Annotated in this window: 13 protein-coding genes and 5 tRNA genes; 2 read left to right on the forward strand and 16 right to left on the reverse strand. The window is 43.3% G+C overall.

What is annotated here, in order from left to right:
* Nucleotides 1–121: 121 nt before the first annotated feature.
* The 16 genes from rpoB to MN210_RS11200 all read right to left on the reverse strand — a co-directional run bounded on the left by rpoB (nucleotide 122) and on the right by MN210_RS11200 (nucleotide 15,378).
* Nucleotides 122–4,240 (reverse strand): DNA-directed RNA polymerase subunit beta, encoded by a 4,119-nt coding sequence (gene rpoB, locus MN210_RS11125; RefSeq protein ID WP_110817017.1) that lies wholly within the window; start codon nucleotides 4,238–4,240, stop codon nucleotides 122–124.
* Between the two features lie 615 nt (nucleotides 4,241–4,855).
* Nucleotides 4,856–5,233: a 50S ribosomal protein L7/L12 gene (gene rplL / locus MN210_RS11130; RefSeq protein ID WP_110817018.1), complete on the reverse strand. Its 378-nt coding sequence runs from the start codon at nucleotides 5,231–5,233 to the stop codon at nucleotides 4,856–4,858.
* A 138-nt stretch (nucleotides 5,234–5,371) separates the two neighbouring features.
* On the reverse strand, nucleotides 5,372–5,899 hold the full coding sequence (gene rplJ, locus MN210_RS11135) for a 50S ribosomal protein L10 (RefSeq protein ID WP_011961252.1): 528 nt from the start codon (nucleotides 5,897–5,899) through the stop codon (nucleotides 5,372–5,374).
* Between the two features lie 423 nt (nucleotides 5,900–6,322).
* The gene (rplA, locus tag MN210_RS11140) at nucleotides 6,323–7,024 is read right to left on the reverse strand and encodes a 50S ribosomal protein L1 (protein WP_011961253.1); all 702 of its coding nucleotides are present in this window, start codon (nucleotides 7,022–7,024) and stop codon (nucleotides 6,323–6,325) included.
* Nucleotides 7,025–7,456, reverse strand: a complete 432-nt coding sequence (gene rplK, locus MN210_RS11145) for a 50S ribosomal protein L11 (protein WP_007395730.1) — start codon at nucleotides 7,454–7,456, stop codon at nucleotides 7,025–7,027.
* A gap of 120 nt (nucleotides 7,457–7,576) precedes the next feature.
* Nucleotides 7,577–8,107 (reverse strand): transcription termination/antitermination protein NusG, encoded by a 531-nt coding sequence (nusG, locus tag MN210_RS11150; RefSeq protein ID WP_011961254.1) that lies wholly within the window; start codon nucleotides 8,105–8,107, stop codon nucleotides 7,577–7,579.
* Nucleotides 8,108–8,273: 166 nt separating this feature from the next.
* Nucleotides 8,274–8,747, reverse strand: coding sequence for a preprotein translocase subunit SecE (gene secE / locus MN210_RS11155; RefSeq protein ID WP_241878593.1), 474 nt, complete (start codon nucleotides 8,745–8,747; stop codon nucleotides 8,274–8,276).
* A 110-nt stretch (nucleotides 8,748–8,857) separates the two neighbouring features.
* A tRNA-Trp gene (locus tag MN210_RS11160) sits at nucleotides 8,858–8,933 on the reverse strand.
* A 306-nt stretch (nucleotides 8,934–9,239) separates the two neighbouring features.
* Nucleotides 9,240–10,430 (reverse strand): elongation factor Tu, encoded by a 1,191-nt coding sequence (gene tuf, locus MN210_RS11165; RefSeq protein WP_011961077.1) that lies wholly within the window; start codon nucleotides 10,428–10,430, stop codon nucleotides 9,240–9,242.
* Between the two features lie 334 nt (nucleotides 10,431–10,764).
* A tRNA-Thr gene (locus tag MN210_RS11170) sits at nucleotides 10,765–10,839 on the reverse strand.
* Nucleotides 10,840–10,864: 25 nt separating this feature from the next.
* Nucleotides 10,865–10,938, reverse strand: a tRNA-Gly gene (locus MN210_RS11175).
* Between the two features lie 101 nt (nucleotides 10,939–11,039).
* Nucleotides 11,040–11,123 (reverse strand) — tRNA-Tyr (locus MN210_RS11180).
* Between the two features lie 69 nt (nucleotides 11,124–11,192).
* Nucleotides 11,193–11,268: transfer RNA gene (locus tag MN210_RS11185), tRNA-Thr, on the reverse strand.
* Nucleotides 11,269–11,363: 95 nt separating this feature from the next.
* The gene (locus MN210_RS11190; RefSeq protein ID WP_338412222.1) at nucleotides 11,364–12,497 is read right to left on the reverse strand and encodes an FHA domain-containing protein; all 1,134 of its coding nucleotides are present in this window, start codon (nucleotides 12,495–12,497) and stop codon (nucleotides 11,364–11,366) included.
* Nucleotides 12,498–12,633: 136 nt separating this feature from the next.
* Entirely contained in the window at nucleotides 12,634–13,458 is an 825-nt protein-coding gene (locus tag MN210_RS11195) for an RsiV family protein (RefSeq protein WP_338412223.1), read from the reverse strand.
* A 324-nt stretch (nucleotides 13,459–13,782) separates the two neighbouring features.
* A complete protein-coding gene (locus MN210_RS11200; protein WP_011961259.1) occupies nucleotides 13,783–15,378 on the reverse strand; it encodes a peptide chain release factor 3 in 1,596 nt (531 codons plus the stop codon).
* A 309-nt stretch (nucleotides 15,379–15,687) separates the two neighbouring features.
* Between MN210_RS11200 and MN210_RS11205 the strand changes: the two genes are divergently transcribed.
* Nucleotides 15,688–16,098 (forward strand): organic hydroperoxide resistance protein, encoded by a 411-nt coding sequence (locus MN210_RS11205; protein ID WP_155587586.1) that lies wholly within the window; start codon nucleotides 15,688–15,690, stop codon nucleotides 16,096–16,098.
* Between the two features lie 415 nt (nucleotides 16,099–16,513).
* Nucleotides 16,514–19,477, forward strand: a complete 2,964-nt coding sequence (gene polA / locus MN210_RS11210; protein WP_425605653.1) for a DNA polymerase I — start codon at nucleotides 16,514–16,516, stop codon at nucleotides 19,475–19,477.
* Nucleotides 19,478–19,964 lie beyond the last annotated feature (487 nt).

Consider the following 19,964-nt stretch of genomic DNA (forward strand, 5'->3'; position numbering starts at 1 on the left):
ATTTGAATAATGACCCTAAGCTACCGTTTGAAGGCAATGAATTAGGCTGAGTTTAAGGGAACGACTAACGCAGTAGATGCAAACCATTTAACAAAATGCTCTGCATCTACCCGATTCAACACTAGTTGCTTTCTTTTAGCTCAATATTAATACCCAGTGACTTAATCTCTTTGGTCAATACGTTGAACGATTCAGGCATGCCTGGGTCCATGTACTGCTCACCATCGACGATGTTCTTATACATACGCGTACGACCTTCAACATCATCCGATTTCACTGTTAGCATCTCTTGCAACGTGTAAGTTGCGCCATATGCTTCTAGTGCCCAAACTTCCATCTCACCGAAACGCTGACCACCAAACTGTGCTTTACCGCCTAATGGCTGCTGTGTTACTAATGAGTATGAACCGGTCGAACGGGCATGCATCTTGTCATCTACTAAGTGGTTTAGTTTCAGCATGTACATGTAGCCCACCGTCACAGGACGGTCAAACTTCTGACCAGTACGGCCATCATACAAAGTCTGCTGACCTGAGCTTGGGTAACCGGCAAGCTCTAGTAGCTCGTCAATTTGAACCTCACGGGCGCCATCAAATACAGCGGTACCCATAGGCACACCATCACGTAGGTTTTGAGCCAATGCACGGATATCATCATCGCTCAAGCTGTCTAAATCAACTTGTTCACCGCCTACTTTGTTGTAAATCTTGTCTAAGAATTCACGTAGCTCAGTGACTGCCGCTTGCGCTTTGATCATGCCGTTAATCTTGTCACCAAGACCTTTAGCTGCCATACCTAAGTGAGTCTCAAGTACCTGACCGATATTCATACGAGAAGGTACACCCAGTGGGTTTAGTACGATATCAACTGGATTACCGTTTTCATCATAAGGCATGTCTTCAACCGGCATGATGCGAGATACCACACCCTTGTTACCATGACGACCGGCCATCTTATCACCTGGCTGGATGCGACGTTTCACCGCTAGGTAAACCTTAACGATTTTTTGTACACCGTGTGCTAAGTCATCACCAGCAGTCAGCTTGCGTTTTTTCTCAGCGAACTTGGTATCGATGTCTTTTTGCTTATCGACCAAGAACTCTTGAATTTGAGTCAAACGCTCAGCGATTTCTTCTTCAACAGGCTGAATGTCTAATAACGTTTCTAAAGACATTTCTAGTAGCTCAGACTCAGCCAGTACTGTACCTGACTTAAGACCTGCACCACCACTGATGGCCTGACCATCTAATAAGTGGCTGATACGGCTACGTGCGGCTTCTTCAAAAATACGTAGCTCTTCTTTTAAGTCTTTGCGGTAGTTGTCCAGCTGCGACTTCTCGATTGATTTTGCACGAGCATCTTTTTCTACGCCATCACGGGTAAAGACTTGAACATCGATAACCGTACCTTTGGTAGAGGTTGGCACACGTAAAGAGGTGTCTTTAACATCTGCTGCTTTTTCACCGAAGATGGCTCTTAGTAGCTTCTCTTCTGGCGTTAATTGTGTCTCACCTTTTGGCGTTACTTTACCAACTAAGATATCGCCTGCATCTACTTCAGCACCGATATAAACGATACCTGACTCATCAAGAGCAGATAGCGCGGCTTCACCCACGTTTGGAATATCGGCAGTGATTTCTTCAGTGCCTAGTTTTGTGTCACGCGCCACACAGGTTAATTCTTGAATGTGGATGGTTGTGAAACGGTCTTCTTTCACCACACGCTCTGATAATAAAATCGAGTCTTCGAAGTTATAACCGTTCCATGGCATAAAGGCCACACGCATGTTCTGACCTAGAGCCAACTCACCTAAGTCAGTTGATGGACCATCAGCTAGGATGTCACCACCAGCGATTTCGTCACCTTGGTTAACAATGATGCGCTGGTTAATACAGGTGTTCTGGTTAGAACGGGTGTATTTGATTAAGTTATAGATATCGATACCCGCTTCACCCGCTTGCATCTCATCTTCATTAACACGAACCACGATACGCGACGCATCAACGTCTTCAATCACACCACCACGGCGAGCGATAACACACACACCTGAGTCGCGAGCTACGTGACGCTCCATACCGGTACCCACTAACGGCTTATCAGCACGTAAGGTAGGAACCGCCTGACGTTGCATGTTCGAACCCATCAAGGCGCGGTTAGCATCATCATGCTCTAGGAATGGAATTAAGCTTGCTGCAACAGAGACAACCTGACTAGGTGATACATCCATATGCGTCACTTTATCACTTGGCATACGTACCGATTCACCACCGCTACGTACCATTACCATCTCTTCAGCCAGTACGCCGTTTTCATCCAACTCAGAGTCAGCCTGAGCGATAACCGTGCCGACTTCTTCGATGGCTGATAGGTACTCGATATCGTCAGTAACTTTACCATCTACTACTTTACGATAAGGGGTTTCTAAGAAACCAAATTCGTTGGTCTTAGCAAAGGTGGCTAATGAGTTGATTAGACCAATGTTTGGACCTTCAGGCGTTTCAATAGGACACACACGACCATAGTGAGTATTGTGTACGTCACGAACCTCAAAGCCTGCACGCTCACGAGTTAGACCACCTGGGCCTAATGCTGAGATACGACGCTTGTGAGTAATCTCTGATAGCGGGTTGTTTTGGTCCATGAACTGAGACAACTGGCTTGAACCAAAGAACTCTTTTACCGCAGCCGCAACAGGTTTTGAGTTGATCAAATCTTGTGGTGACAAATTATCAGATTCAGCAGAGCTTAAACGCTCTTTCACCGCACGCTCAACACGCACTAGACCAACACGGAATTGGTTCTCAGCCATTTCACCAACAGAGCGAATACGACGGTTACCTAAGTGGTCAATATCATCCACTTCACCAATACCGTTACGGATATTGATAAGCTCTTTTAACACATCAATGATGTCTTCTTTGGTTAATACGCTCTGCTCACGTTTAACATCTGGATCATCACTATTAACAAACTCACGACCTAAACGGCGGTTGAACTTCATACGGCCAACGTTAGATAAGTCGTAACGATCGGCGTTGAAGAACATGCTCTCAAACAACTTCTCAGCAGTATCAATCGTTGGTGGCTCACCTGGACGCATCACTTTATAGATTTCGATTAATGCTTCTTCGCGGCTACCGGTGCTGTCTGCACGTAAGGTATCAGCGATATACGCACCATGATCGATGTCGTTGGTGAATAAAATCTTGAATTCTTTGATTGATTCACTGGCTTCAAAGGCACTTAGCTTAACCAATAACTCATGGTCAATTAGGGTGTTTGCTTTTGCAATCACTTCATCATTGACAACGATATCTTCGGCAAGAATACGCTCATATAGGTACTCATCAGGCACAGCCAGTTTTTTCATACCAGACTGTTCGATTTGACGAATACGGCGCGCATTGATACGTTTGCCTTGCTCAACCAACACTTCACCGTCTGGTGATACGATGTCGAACTGAGCCATTTCACCACGTAGGCGATCTGCAACTAGGTCAATTTCAAATTGCTCTTCGCCTTTATAAACCGATACTTTTTCAAAGAAGGTATCTAGGATCTCATTAGTGTCCATGCCTAGAGCACGTAGAATGATAGTGCCTAGCAATTTACGACGGCGGTCAATACGAGCGAATACTAAATCTTTAGCATCAAACTCGAAATCTAACCATGAACCACGGTAAGGAATGATACGGGCGTTATAAAGCACCTTACCACTTGAGTGTGACTTACCTTTATCGTGGTCGAAGAACACACCAGGTGAACGGTGTAATTGCGACACGATAACACGCTCAGTACCATTAATAATAAAGGTACCGTTATCGGTCATTAATGGGATTTCACCCATATATACATTTTGCTCACGGATGTCTTTAATAGCAGCCTTGCTATTTTTGTCTTTGCTATCTTTGTCTTTGATAACCAGACGGATTTTGACACGTAAGGGTGCTGCAAAAGTAGAACCACGAGAAATACACTCGCGCTCATCGAACTCTGGTGCACCTAAGTAGTACTCAACAAATTGTAGTTCGGCGTTGTTTGAATTACTTTCGATTGGGAAAATAGATGAAAATGCAGCTTGTAGGCCTGTATTCTCACGCGCTTTAGGCTTTTTATTTTCCTGCAAAAATTGCTCATAGGAATCCACTTGAATTGCCAACAGATAGGGAATATCCATTACATGTGGCAACTCGGCAAAACTTTTGCGAATACGTTTTTTTTCAGTATAGGAATATGCCATCGAGAGTCCTTACAGTAGACAGTAAAATAAAAATGATTCATTTTTAAAAATTAAGCGATCAGTAATTAACTAAAAGACCCAAATTCTAAATAGGAATCATCAGATTGAAACAGTGAGAATGACCTTTGATAAATGCCTGTTGTGCATAACAATCATGACGTTTTGACTCATTATTTGAGTGTCGACGCCGCCAAACCCATTACAAACGTTAATAGCCAATGGTTATTATAGTAATTGATACAAAAAATGTGGTTAAATTAGGTTAAAAGAAGCCAAATGACAGATGCAAAAAAACCCCAAGCACGAGCGTACCTAGGTCTAAATAAAAAGGATAGAAGCTAACGATGTTTTAAACATGCAAATTGTCTGTCCCTTGGTCTGTATTAATCGCTAAACGTTCGTTAAGCTGAAAATAAATAAGATATTAACGTGACGCTTGCCAACCATTTAGGCTAATACAAAAGGTCAAGTGCGAGATTATACAATACCTCATTCCCAAACACAACCCCTAAAGTGCTCGATAAAAAAAGCCAACAATGCATAGTACATTGTTGGCTTCGTGGTTAAGTAGGGTTTGATCCCTGCTTAACCGAACTCATAACAGATAAAAATCTATTATTTAAGTTCTACAGTAGCGCCAGCTTCTTCAAGCTTTTTCTTAAGCTCTTCTGCTTCTACTTTGTTAGCGCCTTCTTTGATTGGAGCTGGAGCGCCTTCAACTAGTTCTTTAGCTTCTTTCAAGCCAAGGCCTGTTGCTTCACGTACGGCTTTAATTACGCCAACTTTCTTGTCGCCGAAACTTGCAAGAATTACGTCAAACTCGTCTTTTTCTTCAGCAGCAGCAGCGCCACCAGCAGCAGCAGCAGGTGCAGCAGCAACAGCAGCAGCAGCTGTTACGCCGAATTTTTCTTCCATTTCGCTGATTAGTTCAACGATATCCATTACTGACATTTCAGCGATTGCGTTTAACACATCTTCTCTAGATAGTGCCATGGGATTTCTCCATTTTCTGATAAATTTAAAGGGATTAATTAAGATCAATACAGTTTAATTATGCCACTAGGCGATAGTCTTGCTGTATCGATCGAAAATAACTTAGTCGCTTACTTATATAAATTAAGTAGCTATAAACTAAGCGGCTTCTTTTGCGTCTTTTACTGCTGCAACAGTACGTACAAACTTGCCTGGTACTTCTTTCATAGTACGTGCAAGCTTGGTTACTGGTGCTTTCATTGTTGCCATCAAGATAGATAGTGCTTCGTCGCGTGTTGGAAGTTTAGCTACGCGCTCAATTTCCTCAGGACCAAACAACTCACCACCAACTGATACAAGCTTTGGCTCTAAAGCTTTGTGTTCTTTAGCGAATTCGTGAATTACACGAGCAGCAGAACCTAAATCTTCAGTAGAAAAAGCCAGTAACAATGGGCCAACCATCTTATCTGACATGCACTCAAAGCTAGTACCTTCAAAAGCACGCTTAGCTAGCGTGTTTTTAACAACTTTAAGTACAACACCTTTCTCACGAGCTTGGTTACGTAGCTTAGTTAACTGAGCTACTTCAAGGCCATGATAATCAGCAGCAACTGCTGAATAAGCATTTGCAGCAACTTCAGACACTTCAGCCACAACTTTTTGTTTCTGTTCTAGCGTTAATGCCATGAGTTGACTCCTTGATCTCATCATCATTGCCGCAGCAATGTTGAATTGACGTTTCTATTACTAAAGTATAAATACCGGTTAAGCCAAGACGTACTTGTGATCAACCAGCGACTTTAATAACGCTGAATACGGCACCTTTATCAGAATGAAGGAGAAACCAAATTAGTAAACTAACCCATTCCCACGATCAAACTTTTTTGGGTCACCGTCTGCGTAGGCCAATGCTAGGCTAAATAAAACACAATGGTTCGATTTAACACTGACATCAATTAACAGCATCGAAGGCAAACCTAAGATACCTACCTACGGTCTTAGACAGCATAGCTTTGGCTAAGCTGACCTAATATTATAAATTTTTAAATTCGGTAGGAATTAGGGCGATTATTCGCCCTATTCCTTATGTTTTTTCTTTATCTTTTAAGCTTACTTAGCTACGCGGTATGGTAGTGGATCTAATGCGATACCAGGACCCATGGTGCTAGATAAAGTAATTTTTTTGATGTAGATACCTTTAGAAGTAGCTGGCTTAGCACGACGGATGTCTGCTAATAAAGCCTGTACGTTCTGCTGGATTTGTTCAACAGTGAAACCAACCTGACCGATAGTGGTGTGGATGATACCTGCTTTATCTACACGGTAAGTCGCCTGACCTGCTTTAGCGTTTGCAACTGCTTCAGCAACGTTAGGAGTAACGGTACCTACTTTAGGGTTAGGCATTAGGCCACGTGGACCTAGGATAGTACCTAACTGACCAACAACACGCATTGCGTCTGGTGCTGCGATAACAACGTCAAAGTCTAGGTTGCCCGCTTTAACTTGTTCCGCTAGATCATCCATACCCACTACGTCAGCACCGGCTTCTTTAGCAGCATCAGCAGCAGCGCCTTGGGCGAATACAGCAACACGCTTAGTTTTACCAGTACCTGCAGGTAGGTTAGTTGCACCACGAACCACTTGGTCTGATTTACGTGGGTCTACGCCTAGGTTGATAGCGATATCAACTGACTCTTTGAATTTAAGAGGTGGTAGGTCGTTTAAAATGCTTACCGCTTCTTCAAGCGTGTAAAGCTTTTGGCTTTCTACACGCTCAGCGATCATTTTTTGACGTTTAGTAAGTTTACTCATTTACACACCCTCCACATCGATGCCCATTGAACGTGCAGTACCAGCGATGGTACGTACAGCAGCGTCCAGGTCAGCAGCAGTCAAATCAGCATTTTTAGTTTGCACGATTTCTTCTAGCTGTGCACGAGTAACTTTACCTACTTTAGTAGTATTTGGAACACCAGAACCTTTAGCGATACCAGCAGCTTTACGCAGCAAGAAGGCAGCAGGTGGTGACTTCATGATAAATGTGAATGATTTATCAGCGTATACTGTGATTTCAGTAGGAATTGGCAGACCTGGTTCCATGCTGGCAGTTGCCGCATTGAACTCTTTACAGAATGCCATGATGTTCACACCTTTTTGACCTAGTGCAGGACCAATTGGTGGTGAAGGGTTTGCTTTGCCAGCAGGCACTTGTAGTTTGATGTAACCATCAATCTTCTTAGCCATGAGTTTTCTCCTTTACGGGTGATAACGCTTTCTGCTCACACTTACTATCTTGATGTAAGCAGAGCCATCCGCTCCCCGGGGGTTAAAATATTTAGCTCAGTTGCTATCGTCGTCAGCCAATTAGCTTAACTTCTCAACTTTACTAAACTCTAATTCGACCTGAGTTGGTCTGTTAAATACGTTTACAGTCAGTTGTAGCTTAGATTTCTCGTAATCCACTTTTTCGACTAGACCTTTAAAGTCAGTGAAAGGTCCGTCAATAACCAGAACTTCTTCACCTGGCTCAAATAAAGTCTTAGGACGTGGTGCTTCTTCACTTTGTTTAAGACGATTTAAGATACGATCGGCTTCAACTTTAGTAATGGGTGCTGGATTCTCTGGTGTACCGCCAATGAAGCCGGTAATACGCGGACAGTCATTTACAATATGCCAAGTATCATCATTCATTTCCATTTCTACTAATACGTAGCCTGGAAAGAATTTACGCTCACTTTTACGCTTTTTGCCGTCTTTCATTTCAACGACTTCTTCGGTTGGTACCAGTACTTCACCGAATTTATCAGCGAACTCACTGCGATTGATACGATCCGTCAAGTAGCGTTGGACTTGCTTTTCATATCCTGAAAATGCCTGCACGATATACCAGCGCATATGTTTCTCCATGACGTCAATCAAACGATTGCTGATTAAAAAAAACAGGCTGTAAAGCTGATATAACCCTTATGAAGTTATATGAAGCCCAGCCCTAACAATTCTTTTTTATAACTAATTTTTTAACTTGTACTGCCGCTTATCTTATTTATCACTAACCCAGTGATTAACCGATAAAGATACCAACCAACCAGTTAAATAGGTTATCAAGTAACCACACAATAACGGCTACGATACCGATTACCAATAAAGACTGCCAAGTATACTGAATGGTTTCATTCTTACTTGGCCAGGTAACACGGCGTAACTCTATGCTGGCGTCTTTAAGCAATACCTTAAAGCTGCGTCCTTGATTGGTCAGTGCAAAACAAATAATGGCCAACACAATCAGTGAGGCGATAATACCAACACGAACCCAAATATCGTTAGCAGGCTGCCAAATACCAGGCAGCTTATAATTAACTAGCGTGGCACCAATTAGAGCAGCAAACGCGATAATCCAAAGCATGATGTCTTTTGGAGAGCGTGTTTTGGCTACTTCTACTGCACTTTTACCATTAAGCGATTTTCTTAACGTATTATGAGCGCCCTGCTTAGCGTCAGATACCTTACTATCTAGGTTATCTTGTTGATTGCTCATAGTTGAATTGCCTTACGACGTAGACGATAGAGTTAAAGCCGCCTATCTGTATGGTAAAAGAAGAGTACTGGTTTAGTTAATTAAGCGTAGACAGTTATCAGTCATATAAGTGGCAGGCGATGAGGGACTCGAACCCCCAACCCTCGGTTTTGGAAACCGATGCTCTACCAATTGAGCCAATCGCCTTTAGTTAAGGTTGACTATTATACAATCTTTTTTATGGATTGCAAGCCTTGTGAGTGCTTGAAACTAGGATTCTTTTATATAACCCCTTCTAACAGCGGCTATCATTGCAGATCACTATATTTAGTCGTGTAGTATTATAGCGATTTTAATTAAGTTGTCTACTCAATTACCTTGATTTTTGCACTGATTAAAGCGTTTAAATAACCTGTGACATAGACTAAAAACAGACTAAAAGTAGTGACCATAAAAAAACCGCCTCAATGAGGCGGTTTTTTTGCTTGATAGCGTTATTAACGTTTAAAGAGATTAGTCTTTAACGTTAGCAACAACACCAGCACCTACAGTACGGCCACCTTCGCGGATTGCGAAACGTAGACCTTTGTCCATAGCGATTGGGTGGATAAGCTCTACGCTCATCTCAACGTTATCGCCTGGCATTACCATTTCAGTACCTTCTTGTAGAGAAATAGCACCAGTTACGTCAGTTGTACGGAAGTAGAACTGTGGACGATAGCCGTTTAGGAATGGTGTGTGACGACCACCCTCTTCTTTTGATAGTACGTATACTTCAGCGTCAAACTTAGTGTGCGGAGTGATTGAACCTGGCTTAGCTAGTACTTGGCCACGTTGTACGTCTTCACGCTTAGTACCACGTAGTAGTACACCACAGTTCTCACCAGCACGACCTTCGTCTAGTAGCTTACGGAACATCTCAACACCTGTACAGGTGGTTTTTTGAGTGTCACGGATACCAACGATTTCAATCTCGTCACCAACTTTAACGATACCAGACTCAACACGGCCAGTTACAACAGTACCACGACCTGAGATTGAGAATACGTCTTCGATAGGCATCAAGAATGGCTTATCGATGTCACGCTCTGGCTCTGGAATGTAAGTGTCTAGAGTTTGTAGTAATTCGATAACTGCTGGCTCACCATATTTGCCATCTTTACCGTTTAGTGCTTCTAAAGCTGAACCTTTGATGATTGGTGTGTCATCACCTGGGAAGTCGTAGTCTGAAAGTAATTCACGTACTTCCATTTCTACTAGCTCTAGTAACTCTTCGTCGTCAACCATGTCACATTTGTTCATGAATACCATGATGTATGGTACGCCAACCTGACGTGATAATAAGATGTGCTCACGAGTTTGTGGCATTGGGCCGTCAGTAGCTGATACGACTAGAATAGCACCGTCCATCTGAGCAGCACCAGTGATCATGTTTTTAACATAGTCAGCGTGACCTGGGCAGTCTACGTGTGCGTAGTGACGGTCAGCAGTGTCATACTCAATGTGTGAGGTGTTGATTGTAATACCACGGGCTTTTTCTTCTGGTGCTGAGTCAATTGCAGCGTAGTCTTTGGCTTCGCCACCAAAAGTTTTTGCAGCTACAGTTGCGATAGCAGCTGTTAGAGTGGTTTTACCGTGGTCAACGTGACCGATGGTACCGACGTTTACGTGCGGCTTGTTACGTTCGAACTTGGCCTTTGCCATGAGTGTGTCCTCTTTTTATGGGTTTACTAAAATAAATAGTACTACTAAGGTTATAACGGTTGTTATTTTCTATTATTTAGTAAATTACAACACTAAAAGGCAACACTAAGTGCTGCCTATCAAACAATTAACTATAAGATGTTATATGGTGCAAGGTCATTATTTGCCCTTGTAAATTTTTAATTAAAGTTTCAACTTTATTAAATAGTCACCTAACTTTATTTGCTTAGCCTGCTATAGGCCTAGCCGATTTTTTTAATTTAATGTTTAAACAAGTAAGCTCGCTTACCAACTTAGTTCTAATGAAATATAGGAATTAGAAGAATTAAAATAATGGAGCTCATATCGAGAATTGAACTCGAGACCTCTCCCTTACCAAGGGAGTGCTCTACCGCTGAGCTATATGAGCTTAATGTGCTTTATTTTAAATAAGTTGGAGCGGGTGGCGGGAATCGAACCCGCGCCATCAGCTTGGAAGGCTGAGGTTCTACCATTAAACCACACCCGCAGTATCACAGCTTTTTTTAGCTGCCATATGCATGGGATTTGGCAGTGTGCTGCTCTAGGTAGACGGATACTTGAACACTAATTGAAATTGTAACTAGAAAATGGTGGTGGGGGAAGGATTCGAACCTTCGAAGCTTTCGCGACAGATTTACAGTCTGTTGGGTTTGACCGCTCCCCAACCCCACCTAGGTTGTAAAACTAACTTATTGATAGTTTTACTAAAATTGCTTAAAGCAAAGTACTTTGAGAGACGAATGGTGCCGACTGCCGGAATCGAACTGGCGACCTACTGATTACAAGTCAGTTGCTCTACCAACTGAGCTAAGTCGGCTTGTTCTCTCGAAGTGGGGTGTATTCTAGCAAATATTTTTTAAAACACAACCCCTAATTTCATTTTTTTTAGAAAAAATGCAATTTTTTTTATTTTTAGGCCAATGTGCCACTGTTATAAAGCCATAAAGCTACGGCTAAGACCAATAAAATCAAGGCCATCCACAAAAAGCCTTTGTTTGAGCCAGAATTTGCATTTTGTGGTGCAGAATCCGTTTTATGAATGTGTGCCACCTTGTGCTGCGGCTGCTCATTCACCGTATTAAAGCTGTTGGCTGGATTTTTTTCAGATACGGGTGCCTGAGTTTGGGTATTTATCTCATTTTCTGCATCGCCTGTCAGCTCTTTGACGGGTTTTTTAGCGTCTGGCTCTACGGTGTCATGCAAATTAGTGGTGGCTGACATCTGGGCAGCAGCTGCTTGTTTGGACTTATGCACTTCAGGATCTGCCTCACGAGCCAACTCTGCAAAGTGCTCAGCGTCATCTTTATGCAGATGACTTTGCTCTGAGTTATAAACACCGGTAGGCTGCTCAAGCTCTTCTTCTAGCTTTTGTTCAAGCTCAGCTTCGGTCATGTTTTTAATACCCGATTTTTCAATAGCTTCTGCGTTTTCTTCAGCCTGGTGCTCTGCCCTCTCAGCGGCTTCAAATTTATCAAATTCACTGTCGGTTTTTTCTGGTTGCGCAGTAGGTGTGATAGGCTCAGCTAACGGCTCTACTGAATGAGTCGCTGGCGCTTCTACTATTTCTGCAGTTTCTATAGGCTCGACCGTTTCTGGCTCGATGGTTTCAGGTTCTACCGTCTCAACTTCAGGCTCGATGGCTTCGGGTTCTACCATTTCAACTTCAGGCTCGATAGTTTCAACTTCAGGCTCAAGTGATGATACCGCCGCCGAGGCTACTGGCTGAGTTTGTTTTACTTGGAAGCTAAAAGCGGCGAAAGTAACCACATCATCTACCACCAAGCTTTTTGGCTGATGCGGCTCAAGTCTGACATCATTGACCAAAGTACCATTTGATGACCCTAAATCTTGTACCAGTAGCTCATCATCAACGACAGTTAGCTCAGCATGTTGTCGAGAGACCTGCTTGCTGCCTAGTACCACATCATTGTCTTGACCACGACCAACGGTTAACTTATGGTCTACGTTGAGCTCTAGATTACCCAAAGCTTCGGTTAAGGCGGTCAGTTGCCACTGAGTTTGGTTTGTGTTGTTATAATCACTCATAAAAATCTCCTCATAGATTCCATTTTATTTAATTTTGCTATCAATTCTGGCGGCTTACGCCTATTTTATCTATTTAATGCGATGTCTTACTATATAGCGTTATTCTTCAAAATAAGCCAGTTTATTTATTTTAATTTTAATGCGGGATGTATTTGGGCTTTAATATGCCTTTTAGCTGATTATAAGGTACTGTCAGCTCCGGCATACCGTAAGCATAAGCAGCTATCTCATAAGGCTGGTATCTTAGTACCACCCCTTTATCGGTTAACAAGGCATTATCAGTTAGCGTAAAGGGCCACATTTTTTCGTATGCTTTGAGTTCGTTATTATCTTTACGCACCCAAACTTTGTACTGCTCATAAGCCAACGCTTTAAATTTAGATTTTTGGCCTGCCAGCAGCATATCGTCCAACTGGATATGACGCTTAGATGAGGTATCAAACATCATATATTCAGAAGCGCCCAGCCCATGAGCCCCGCCTAGATAAATATAACTGTTGATTTCAAACAGCTCAACCTCCCCCATATGCCCAAGGTAACTGGGTGAGACCTCAAAGCTATAGTTGAGACTGCTGCCCTCTGGGATGTCCTCTAATTGCGATTTGGCAAAGCCATCCAAGCGTTTTTTTACCTCAGCTTGGGTCAAGACTTTAGCGTTTGATGGCGGCTGCGTTCGCTCAGTTTCAGACTGTGAGCCCGGTACAATTTGATTGATGCGGGCATTAATCATGGTATTTATCCAGCCTTGACTGCTGGCTGCATATTTAATATCAATCTGCGGACAGCTGTAGTCGCTGCGACTCTCACACGTGTCGGTGACTAAGCTTGGCAAACGATAGTCCAGATAATCCTCAGCATACACTAAGTTGGCAGCGTATAGGGGAAAAGGGGTCAAGGCCGCTAAAGCGCAGATACTAAAAAGGCGTAAGCTGCGAGCCCCTATCAAGTGTGTTGATGACATACCGCCTCCTGATTTGGTTAACTTGTCGATATTTTTATCCTAAGCCTTATTATTATCATTTAGCGGCGTTAGGGTTAGCGCTTTAGATATGGCTTTAAATATATAGCAAAGCGGGTGCTCACTATGTTTAAACTGTGTTTATTGCTACAAAATTTAAAAATCACGCATCTGTTACTCAGTTGGCCACTTTATACTGACTGACATTAATGCAACACCTTATAAAAAAAGACGCCCTTATCGCTAAGAGCGTCTTTGTACGGGTAAGCGGTTTATATCGCTTTGTTAGTGGTCGTATTGCTAGTGGTTATATTTTTGGTCGTGAGATTAGTGCTCACGAGTGTTACTAAAAGTCACTTCTGGATAACGCTCTTGCATCAGCTGTAGATTAACACGGCTTGGAGCCAGATAGGTCAAATGCCCACCGCCATCAACCGACAGTTGATCATGCGCTTTTTTCTTAAATTTGGCCAATATTGCCTCATCATCACAGTGAATCCAGCGTACTGTGGCAATCGATACCGGCTCAAAGATACACTGCACTTTATACTCTTCTTTTAGACGATGTGCCACCACTTCAAACTGCAGCACACCCACAGCGCCCAAAATTAAGTCGTTGTTAATTTGTGGCATAAACACCTGAGTGGCACCCTCTTCGCTCAGCTGCTGTAAGCCTTTTTGTAGCGCTTTTGACTTTAGTGGATCTTTTAGCACCACACGGCGGAATAACTCTGGCGCGAAATGTGGAATACCGGTGAAGTTTAGCTCTTCGCCTTCCGTGAAGCTGTCACCAATGCTAATCGTACCGTGGTTATGTAGACCAATGATGTCACCAGGATACGCCTCCTCCAATGCCTCACGGTCACCGGCTAAGAAGGTCAATGCGTCAGAGATACGTACATCTTTACCTAGGCGTACGTGCTTCATCTTCATACCTTTTTCGTATTTGCCGGAGCAGACTCGTAAGAAGGCGATGCGGTCACGATGACGCGGATCCATATTGGCCTGAATTTTAAACACGAAGCCACTAAAGCTGGTCTCGTCAGCGGCCACAATACGCTCATTGGTAGGATGGCTTTTTGGCGGTGGTGCATGTTCAATTAACGTATCTAGCACCATATTGACACCGAAGTTACCCAGCGCTGTACCGAATAATACAGGTGTCATCTCACCTTTTAAGAACAAATCAACATCGAAGTTCTCTAACGCCATTTGTACCAGCTCAAGCGACTCTTCAAAGGCTGAAAATGCCAACTCACCCAAACGCTGACGCACGTCAGGATAATCATAGCCTTCGCGGGTTTCAATCTCAGTAATCTCGCCGCCGTGGCCTTTTTTATATAAATAGGTTTTATCTTCAGTTAAGTGATACACCCCAACGAAGTCCTGTCCCATACCGATCGGCCAAGTCACCGGCACGCACTTGATACCCAAAACGGTTTCAATTTCATCAAGCAGCTCTAACGGATCACGGATCTGGCGGTCTAGCTTGTTAACAAATGAGATAATTGGGGTGTCGCGCATACGACACACTTCCATCAGCTTAATGGTACGCTCTTCGACACCTTTGGCGCCATCGACCATCATTAATGCACTGTCTACCGCAGTTAATGTGCGGTACGTGTCTTCTGAGAAGTCAGCGTGGCCTGGGGTATCTAGTAGGTTTACGATATGGTCTTTATAAGGAAACTGCATCACCGAGGTGGTAATTGAAATACCACGTTCTTGCTCCATACTCATCCAATCTGAGGTGGCATGGCGATCTGTTTTGCGACCTTTCACCTCACCAGCGACCTGAATGGCTTGACCCCAAAGCAGGAGCTTTTCGGTCATGGTGGTTTTACCGGCATCGGGGTGAGAGATAATAGCAAAGGTGCGGCGCTTGGCCACTTGTTTATTTAAGGTTTTTGGATCTACGCTCATAATTTGGGCTTCAACTGTTAGGTGATAATATATGAAAAATAACTGGTTTTAAAAAGCAGAGCTTTAATATGGCCGCTTAAAAATGCTATTTAAACTAAATAGGGAAAATGAATGTGCGTATTGTAACGGATTTCAGTTAAGACTGCAGAAAGATGTTGGCGCCTATGACAGATTAAGATAACGTTACAAACAAGAGGTAAAGCTTTACCAGCCATCAACGCAACATAGCAAGCATTTTGTTATGCTAAGCCTAGATGTTGTAAAAACCTCTTAAAATGCAATGACTATAAATTATAAAAAAGGAATGATATGAAAACTTTATATACCACTCAAGCCACAGTAACTGGCGGTCGTACTGGTTCAGCGGCATTAAATGACAGTGATTTAACCATTGACATGAAAGCGCCAGGTACCGGTAAAGGTAATAACCCTGAACAGCTCTTCGCTATGGGTTATGCCGCTTGCTTTGATAGTGCGTTAGGTGTGGTCAAGCAAATGCAAAAGATTAAATTTGATTCTACTACGCAAGCTGAAGTTCGCCTATTACAAGGTGATGGTCATGACTACAATCTGGCAGTTAAATTACATGTGATCGCGTCTAACACCGAGGCAAGTGCTGAGGAGATTCAAAAGGCCGTAGAAGCGGCTCATGAAGTGTGCCCCTACTCTAAAGCCACACGTGGCAATATCGACGTTGAAGTCAGCTCTGAGCTTAAATAGAGCTTTTAACGCCAACCATCTTTAAGTGCTCTAAGTACATTCTCTACCTTTAATAGCCCAAACCGCCTTTGCGCCGTTTGGGCTTTTTATTCAGCTGATTTTCTAGAGAGCATGATGAACTGTCTGGTATCACTCACTAATGATCCTAACGACAGTGAAAATTTTAGTTATAATGAGGCTAATTATGATGACCTCATAGCACAACGCTTAGATGGGCCACTAAGCTGCTTAAATAAAAAAACTATTATTAAGCCTCCTTCCTTTAAAACCAACTTCTGATTATTAAAACTTTGACTAAAAGTGATCTCCTATGACCGATAAAACCACTAAAGACACTAACCTCAAAACTGTCGATACCACAACCGACACCTCCCATGCGGCATTAGATCCCAATATATTGCCGGATTTCGAGGCCATGCCTAATGTGGCACAGATGCCTACAGATCATATCGATAAACAGCAGCCACCTTTTGTGCTGGTAGATGGCTCTTACTATCTGTTTCGCACTTACCATGCGCTGCCTAAGACCATGATGACCACTCAAGGCCTGACTACTAATGCCATTCGCGGCACGCTCAATGCGCTACTCAAAGTAATGCGCCGCTATCATCCCACCCATATGGCCGTATGCTTTGACACCAAGTCACCCACGTTTCGTCACACCATGTCAGAGGAATACAAAGCCAATCGGCCAAAAATGGATCCTGAGTTGGCCGAACAAATCCCTTATATTCACCGTTTGGTACGGGCGCTTGGCATTCCACTGCTGCGTATTGAAGGCGCTGAGGCTGATGACATTATCGGTACCCTGACCCACCGCGCTATTGAAGAGGGTCATCATGTGGTCATCTCAACCGGTGATAAAGACATGATGCAGCTGGTCAACGACTGTGTCATATTGGAGGACAGTTTCGCCGGCAAAGTGGTCGATGTGCCAGCGGTTGAAGAAAAATTTGGTATTAAACCCAATCAAATCATTGACCTACTTACTCTTATGGGGGATGCTTCTGACGGCATTAAAGGCATCCCTAGCGTCGGTCAAAAAACCGCAGTTAAATGGCTTAATCAGTACCAAACCGTAGACAATATCCTTGCTAACGCTCACAACATCAAAGGCAAAGTGGGCGAAAAGTTGGTGGAGTTTGCAGATAATATTCCCCGTGATCGGCAGCTTGCCACCATTGTGACCAACCTAGATATCGGTCAGGACTGGGAAGACCTGCGCATTAATACCGATAGCAGCGCTTTTGTGGCTGAATTGCGAGACTTATATAGTGAGCTTGAATTCAAAAATGAATTGGCATCATTGGATCATCCCAATCACCCTGCCAACTCAAGCGTCCATAGTGTGGCTGATAGCAAAGCCGATGCTGAGTCACAAGCACAAGTGGCCAAAACCCTACAACAGCAAAAACAGAGCTCTATTATTGAGCATATCAAAAATAGCAACACGCATGACAAAGCTTGGCACACCATCCTTGATGAGTCTGCCTTTGATAATTTATTAAACAAACTACAGGCAGCGCCTTACTTTGCTGTCGATACAGAGACCACCAGTATCAACTGGCGTGAAGCACAGATCGTGGGCCTGTCCTTTTCTGTGCAAGCGCATGGGGCTTATTATTTACCACTGGCACATGTGGACTATAACGAACCGCAAAAAAAGGCGAAGAACAAAAAAGAAGAAGCCGAGCAAGCAAAACTACTTGCAAATGCAACAGTTGATCCGCTAATAGCCAAACAGCTTGACCGTGATACAGTGCTTGCCAAATTAAAGCCTATTTTAGAGAACCCTAACATTGGCAAAATCGGTCAACATCTAAAATATGATGCTCATGTATTGAGCAAGTATGGTATCGAGTTAAATATGTCGCCCAAAAACTGGGAAATGGATACCATGCTGGCAAGCTACGTGTTAAATGCAGCAGCTACCCGTCACAGCATGGACGATCTTGCCCGCCATTATTTACATACCCAAACCATTAGCTTTGAAGACGTCGCGGGTAAAGGGGCTAAGCAGGTGACCTTTGATAAAGTCGCTATTAACATTGCCAGTGACTATGCGTGTGAAGACGCCGATATTACCTATCAATTGTTTGAGCTGTTCCAAGATAAGCTCAAAGATGACGCGGTCAACCAACGCCTATTGCATGAGCTTGAGATTCCTGTGGCACAGATATTGTGTCAGATGGAATCCGAAGGCATTATGATCAAACGCTCATTCTTAAACGAGTTGTCTGAGCGCTTTGATGAAGAGATTGTTGCGCTTGAAAAGCAAGCCTACATTGAAGCCGGAGAAGTGTTTAACCTAGGCTCACCTAAGCAATTGGGTGAAATGCTGTTTGATAAGCTTGGCGTTATTGGCGGTAAAAAAACCAAATCGGGTCAATACTCAACCGGTGAGGCAGTATTGTCAAAGATTGAGCACCCACTGGCTGAGATTGCCCTAGAATATCGTAGCTTAGCTAAGCTCAAAAACACCTATACCGATGCACTCGATGCGGTAGCCGATAACGATACTGACCGTGTGCATACCAGCTATCATCAAGCCTTAACCAGTACCGGTCGCCTATCCTCTACTGATCCAAACTTGCAGAACATTCCTATTCGCACCAAGACTGGCCGCTTAATTCGCCAAGCCTTTATTGCACCTAAAGGCCGAGTGCTACTGGCGGCGGACTACTCACAGATTGAGCTGCGCTTAATGGCACATTTCTCAGGTGACGATAACCTGACTCGCGCCTTTAATGAAGGCTTGGACATTCATAGTGCCACCGCAGCAGAGGTACTGGGTAAGGCCGTCGCTGATGTTACCCCAACCGAGCGCCGTAACGCCAAAGCCATTAACTTTGGTTTGCTCTATGGTATGAGCGCCTTTGGTCTGGCCAAGCAAATTCAAATGGGACGCAGTGAAGCACAAGACTATATCAATCAGTACTTCGCACGTTATCCTGGCGTGCAGCGTTATATGCAAGAGACTCGAAATAGCGCGGTAGACAATGGCTATATCGAAACCATCTTAGGGCGTAAGCTTTATACCACAGACATTCAGCACAGCAATCAAATGGTACGCCGCGGCGCCGAACGTGCTGCCATTAATGCCCCACTACAAGGCAGTGCCGCTGATTTAATTAAGCTTGCGATGATTGCGGTGGATAACGTATTGCCCAAACAAAATGCCAAAATGCTATTACAGGTGCATGATGAATTGGTATTTGAGGTGGATGCCGATAAGGTCGATCACATTGCTAAGCTTATTAAAAATGCGATGCAAAATGTACTGAGCGATACCGCTAAGCAGATGGGCTGGGATGTTGATTTTGCGGTGCCGTTATTGGTGGAAACCGGTGTCGGTGATAACTGGGATGAGGCGCATTAGAGGTTGTTTTTTTAGTTTTGAGCAGGGATTAATTCTTAGTAGTTAATCCCTGCTTCTTAGTGCTATATTTTTTAACAAAATAACTTTGATTTTATATAGGACTTTCATAGGTACTCAATATGTAGCCTACATCCATAATCCTAATCATAAAGCTCTAACCCTTTAATGGAAATCTTATGCTACTAGAACAAATCGCTTACCCAATTTTGCAATTGACTTAGTAATTATAATTTATACCCAAAACCAAAACATCAAACGCTTAAAGTCGAGAATCAATACCTTATTAAAATCGACTCAAAATGGCGAAGATAAATGCCTAGTTTATCTAAGAGAAAGCTTGAAACATCTCGATAATATTGAGGCTTTTAAAGCCCTAGCCAATTTAGCCGTGAGTACAGACGATTTTTTAATGTCAGTCCCAGTCAAGATAGTGTTTAAAATCTTGTTTTACTTATCCTTGATTTTGACAAAACGCTATGGCTATCGT

The organism is Psychrobacter raelei, from assembly GCF_022631235.3.
GTDB lineage: Bacteria > Pseudomonadota > Gammaproteobacteria > Pseudomonadales > Moraxellaceae > Psychrobacter > Psychrobacter raelei.

Bases quoted from the DNA above. Each gene is read 5' to 3' on its own strand.
- MN210_RS11200 (WP_011961259.1), bottom strand. From the start codon at position 15,378: ATGAGCGTAGATCCAAAAACCTTAAATAAACAAGTGGCCAAGCGCCGC.
- MN210_RS11205 (WP_155587586.1), top strand. From the start codon at position 15,688: ATGAAAACTTTATATACCACTCAAGCCACAGTAACTGGCGGTCGTACT.
- rplJ (WP_011961252.1), bottom strand. From the start codon at position 5,899: ATGGCATTAACGCTAGAACAGAAACAAAAAGTTGTGGCTGAAGTGTCT.
- rpoB (WP_110817017.1), bottom strand. From the start codon at position 4,240: ATGGCATATTCCTATACTGAAAAAAAACGTATTCGCAAAAGTTTTGCC.
- rplK (WP_007395730.1), bottom strand. From the start codon at position 7,456: ATGGCTAAGAAGATTGATGGTTACATCAAACTACAAGTGCCTGCTGGC.
- MN210_RS11190 (WP_338412222.1), bottom strand. From the start codon at position 12,497: ATGAGTGATTATAACAACACAAACCAAACTCAGTGGCAACTGACCGCC.
- nusG (WP_011961254.1), bottom strand. From the start codon at position 8,107: ATGCGCTGGTATATCGTGCAGGCATTTTCAGGATATGAAAAGCAAGTC.
- polA (WP_425605653.1), top strand. From the start codon at position 16,514: ATGCCTAATGTGGCACAGATGCCTACAGATCATATCGATAAACAGCAG.
- rplL (WP_110817018.1), bottom strand. From the start codon at position 5,233: ATGGCACTATCTAGAGAAGATGTGTTAAACGCAATCGCTGAAATGTCA.
- MN210_RS11195 (WP_338412223.1), bottom strand. From the start codon at position 13,458: ATGTCATCAACACACTTGATAGGGGCTCGCAGCTTACGCCTTTTTAGT.
- rplA (WP_011961253.1), bottom strand. From the start codon at position 7,024: ATGAGTAAACTTACTAAACGTCAAAAAATGATCGCTGAGCGTGTAGAA.
- tuf (WP_011961077.1), bottom strand. From the start codon at position 10,430: ATGGCAAAGGCCAAGTTCGAACGTAACAAGCCGCACGTAAACGTCGGT.
- secE (WP_241878593.1), bottom strand. From the start codon at position 8,747: ATGAGCAATCAACAAGATAACCTAGATAGTAAGGTATCTGACGCTAAG.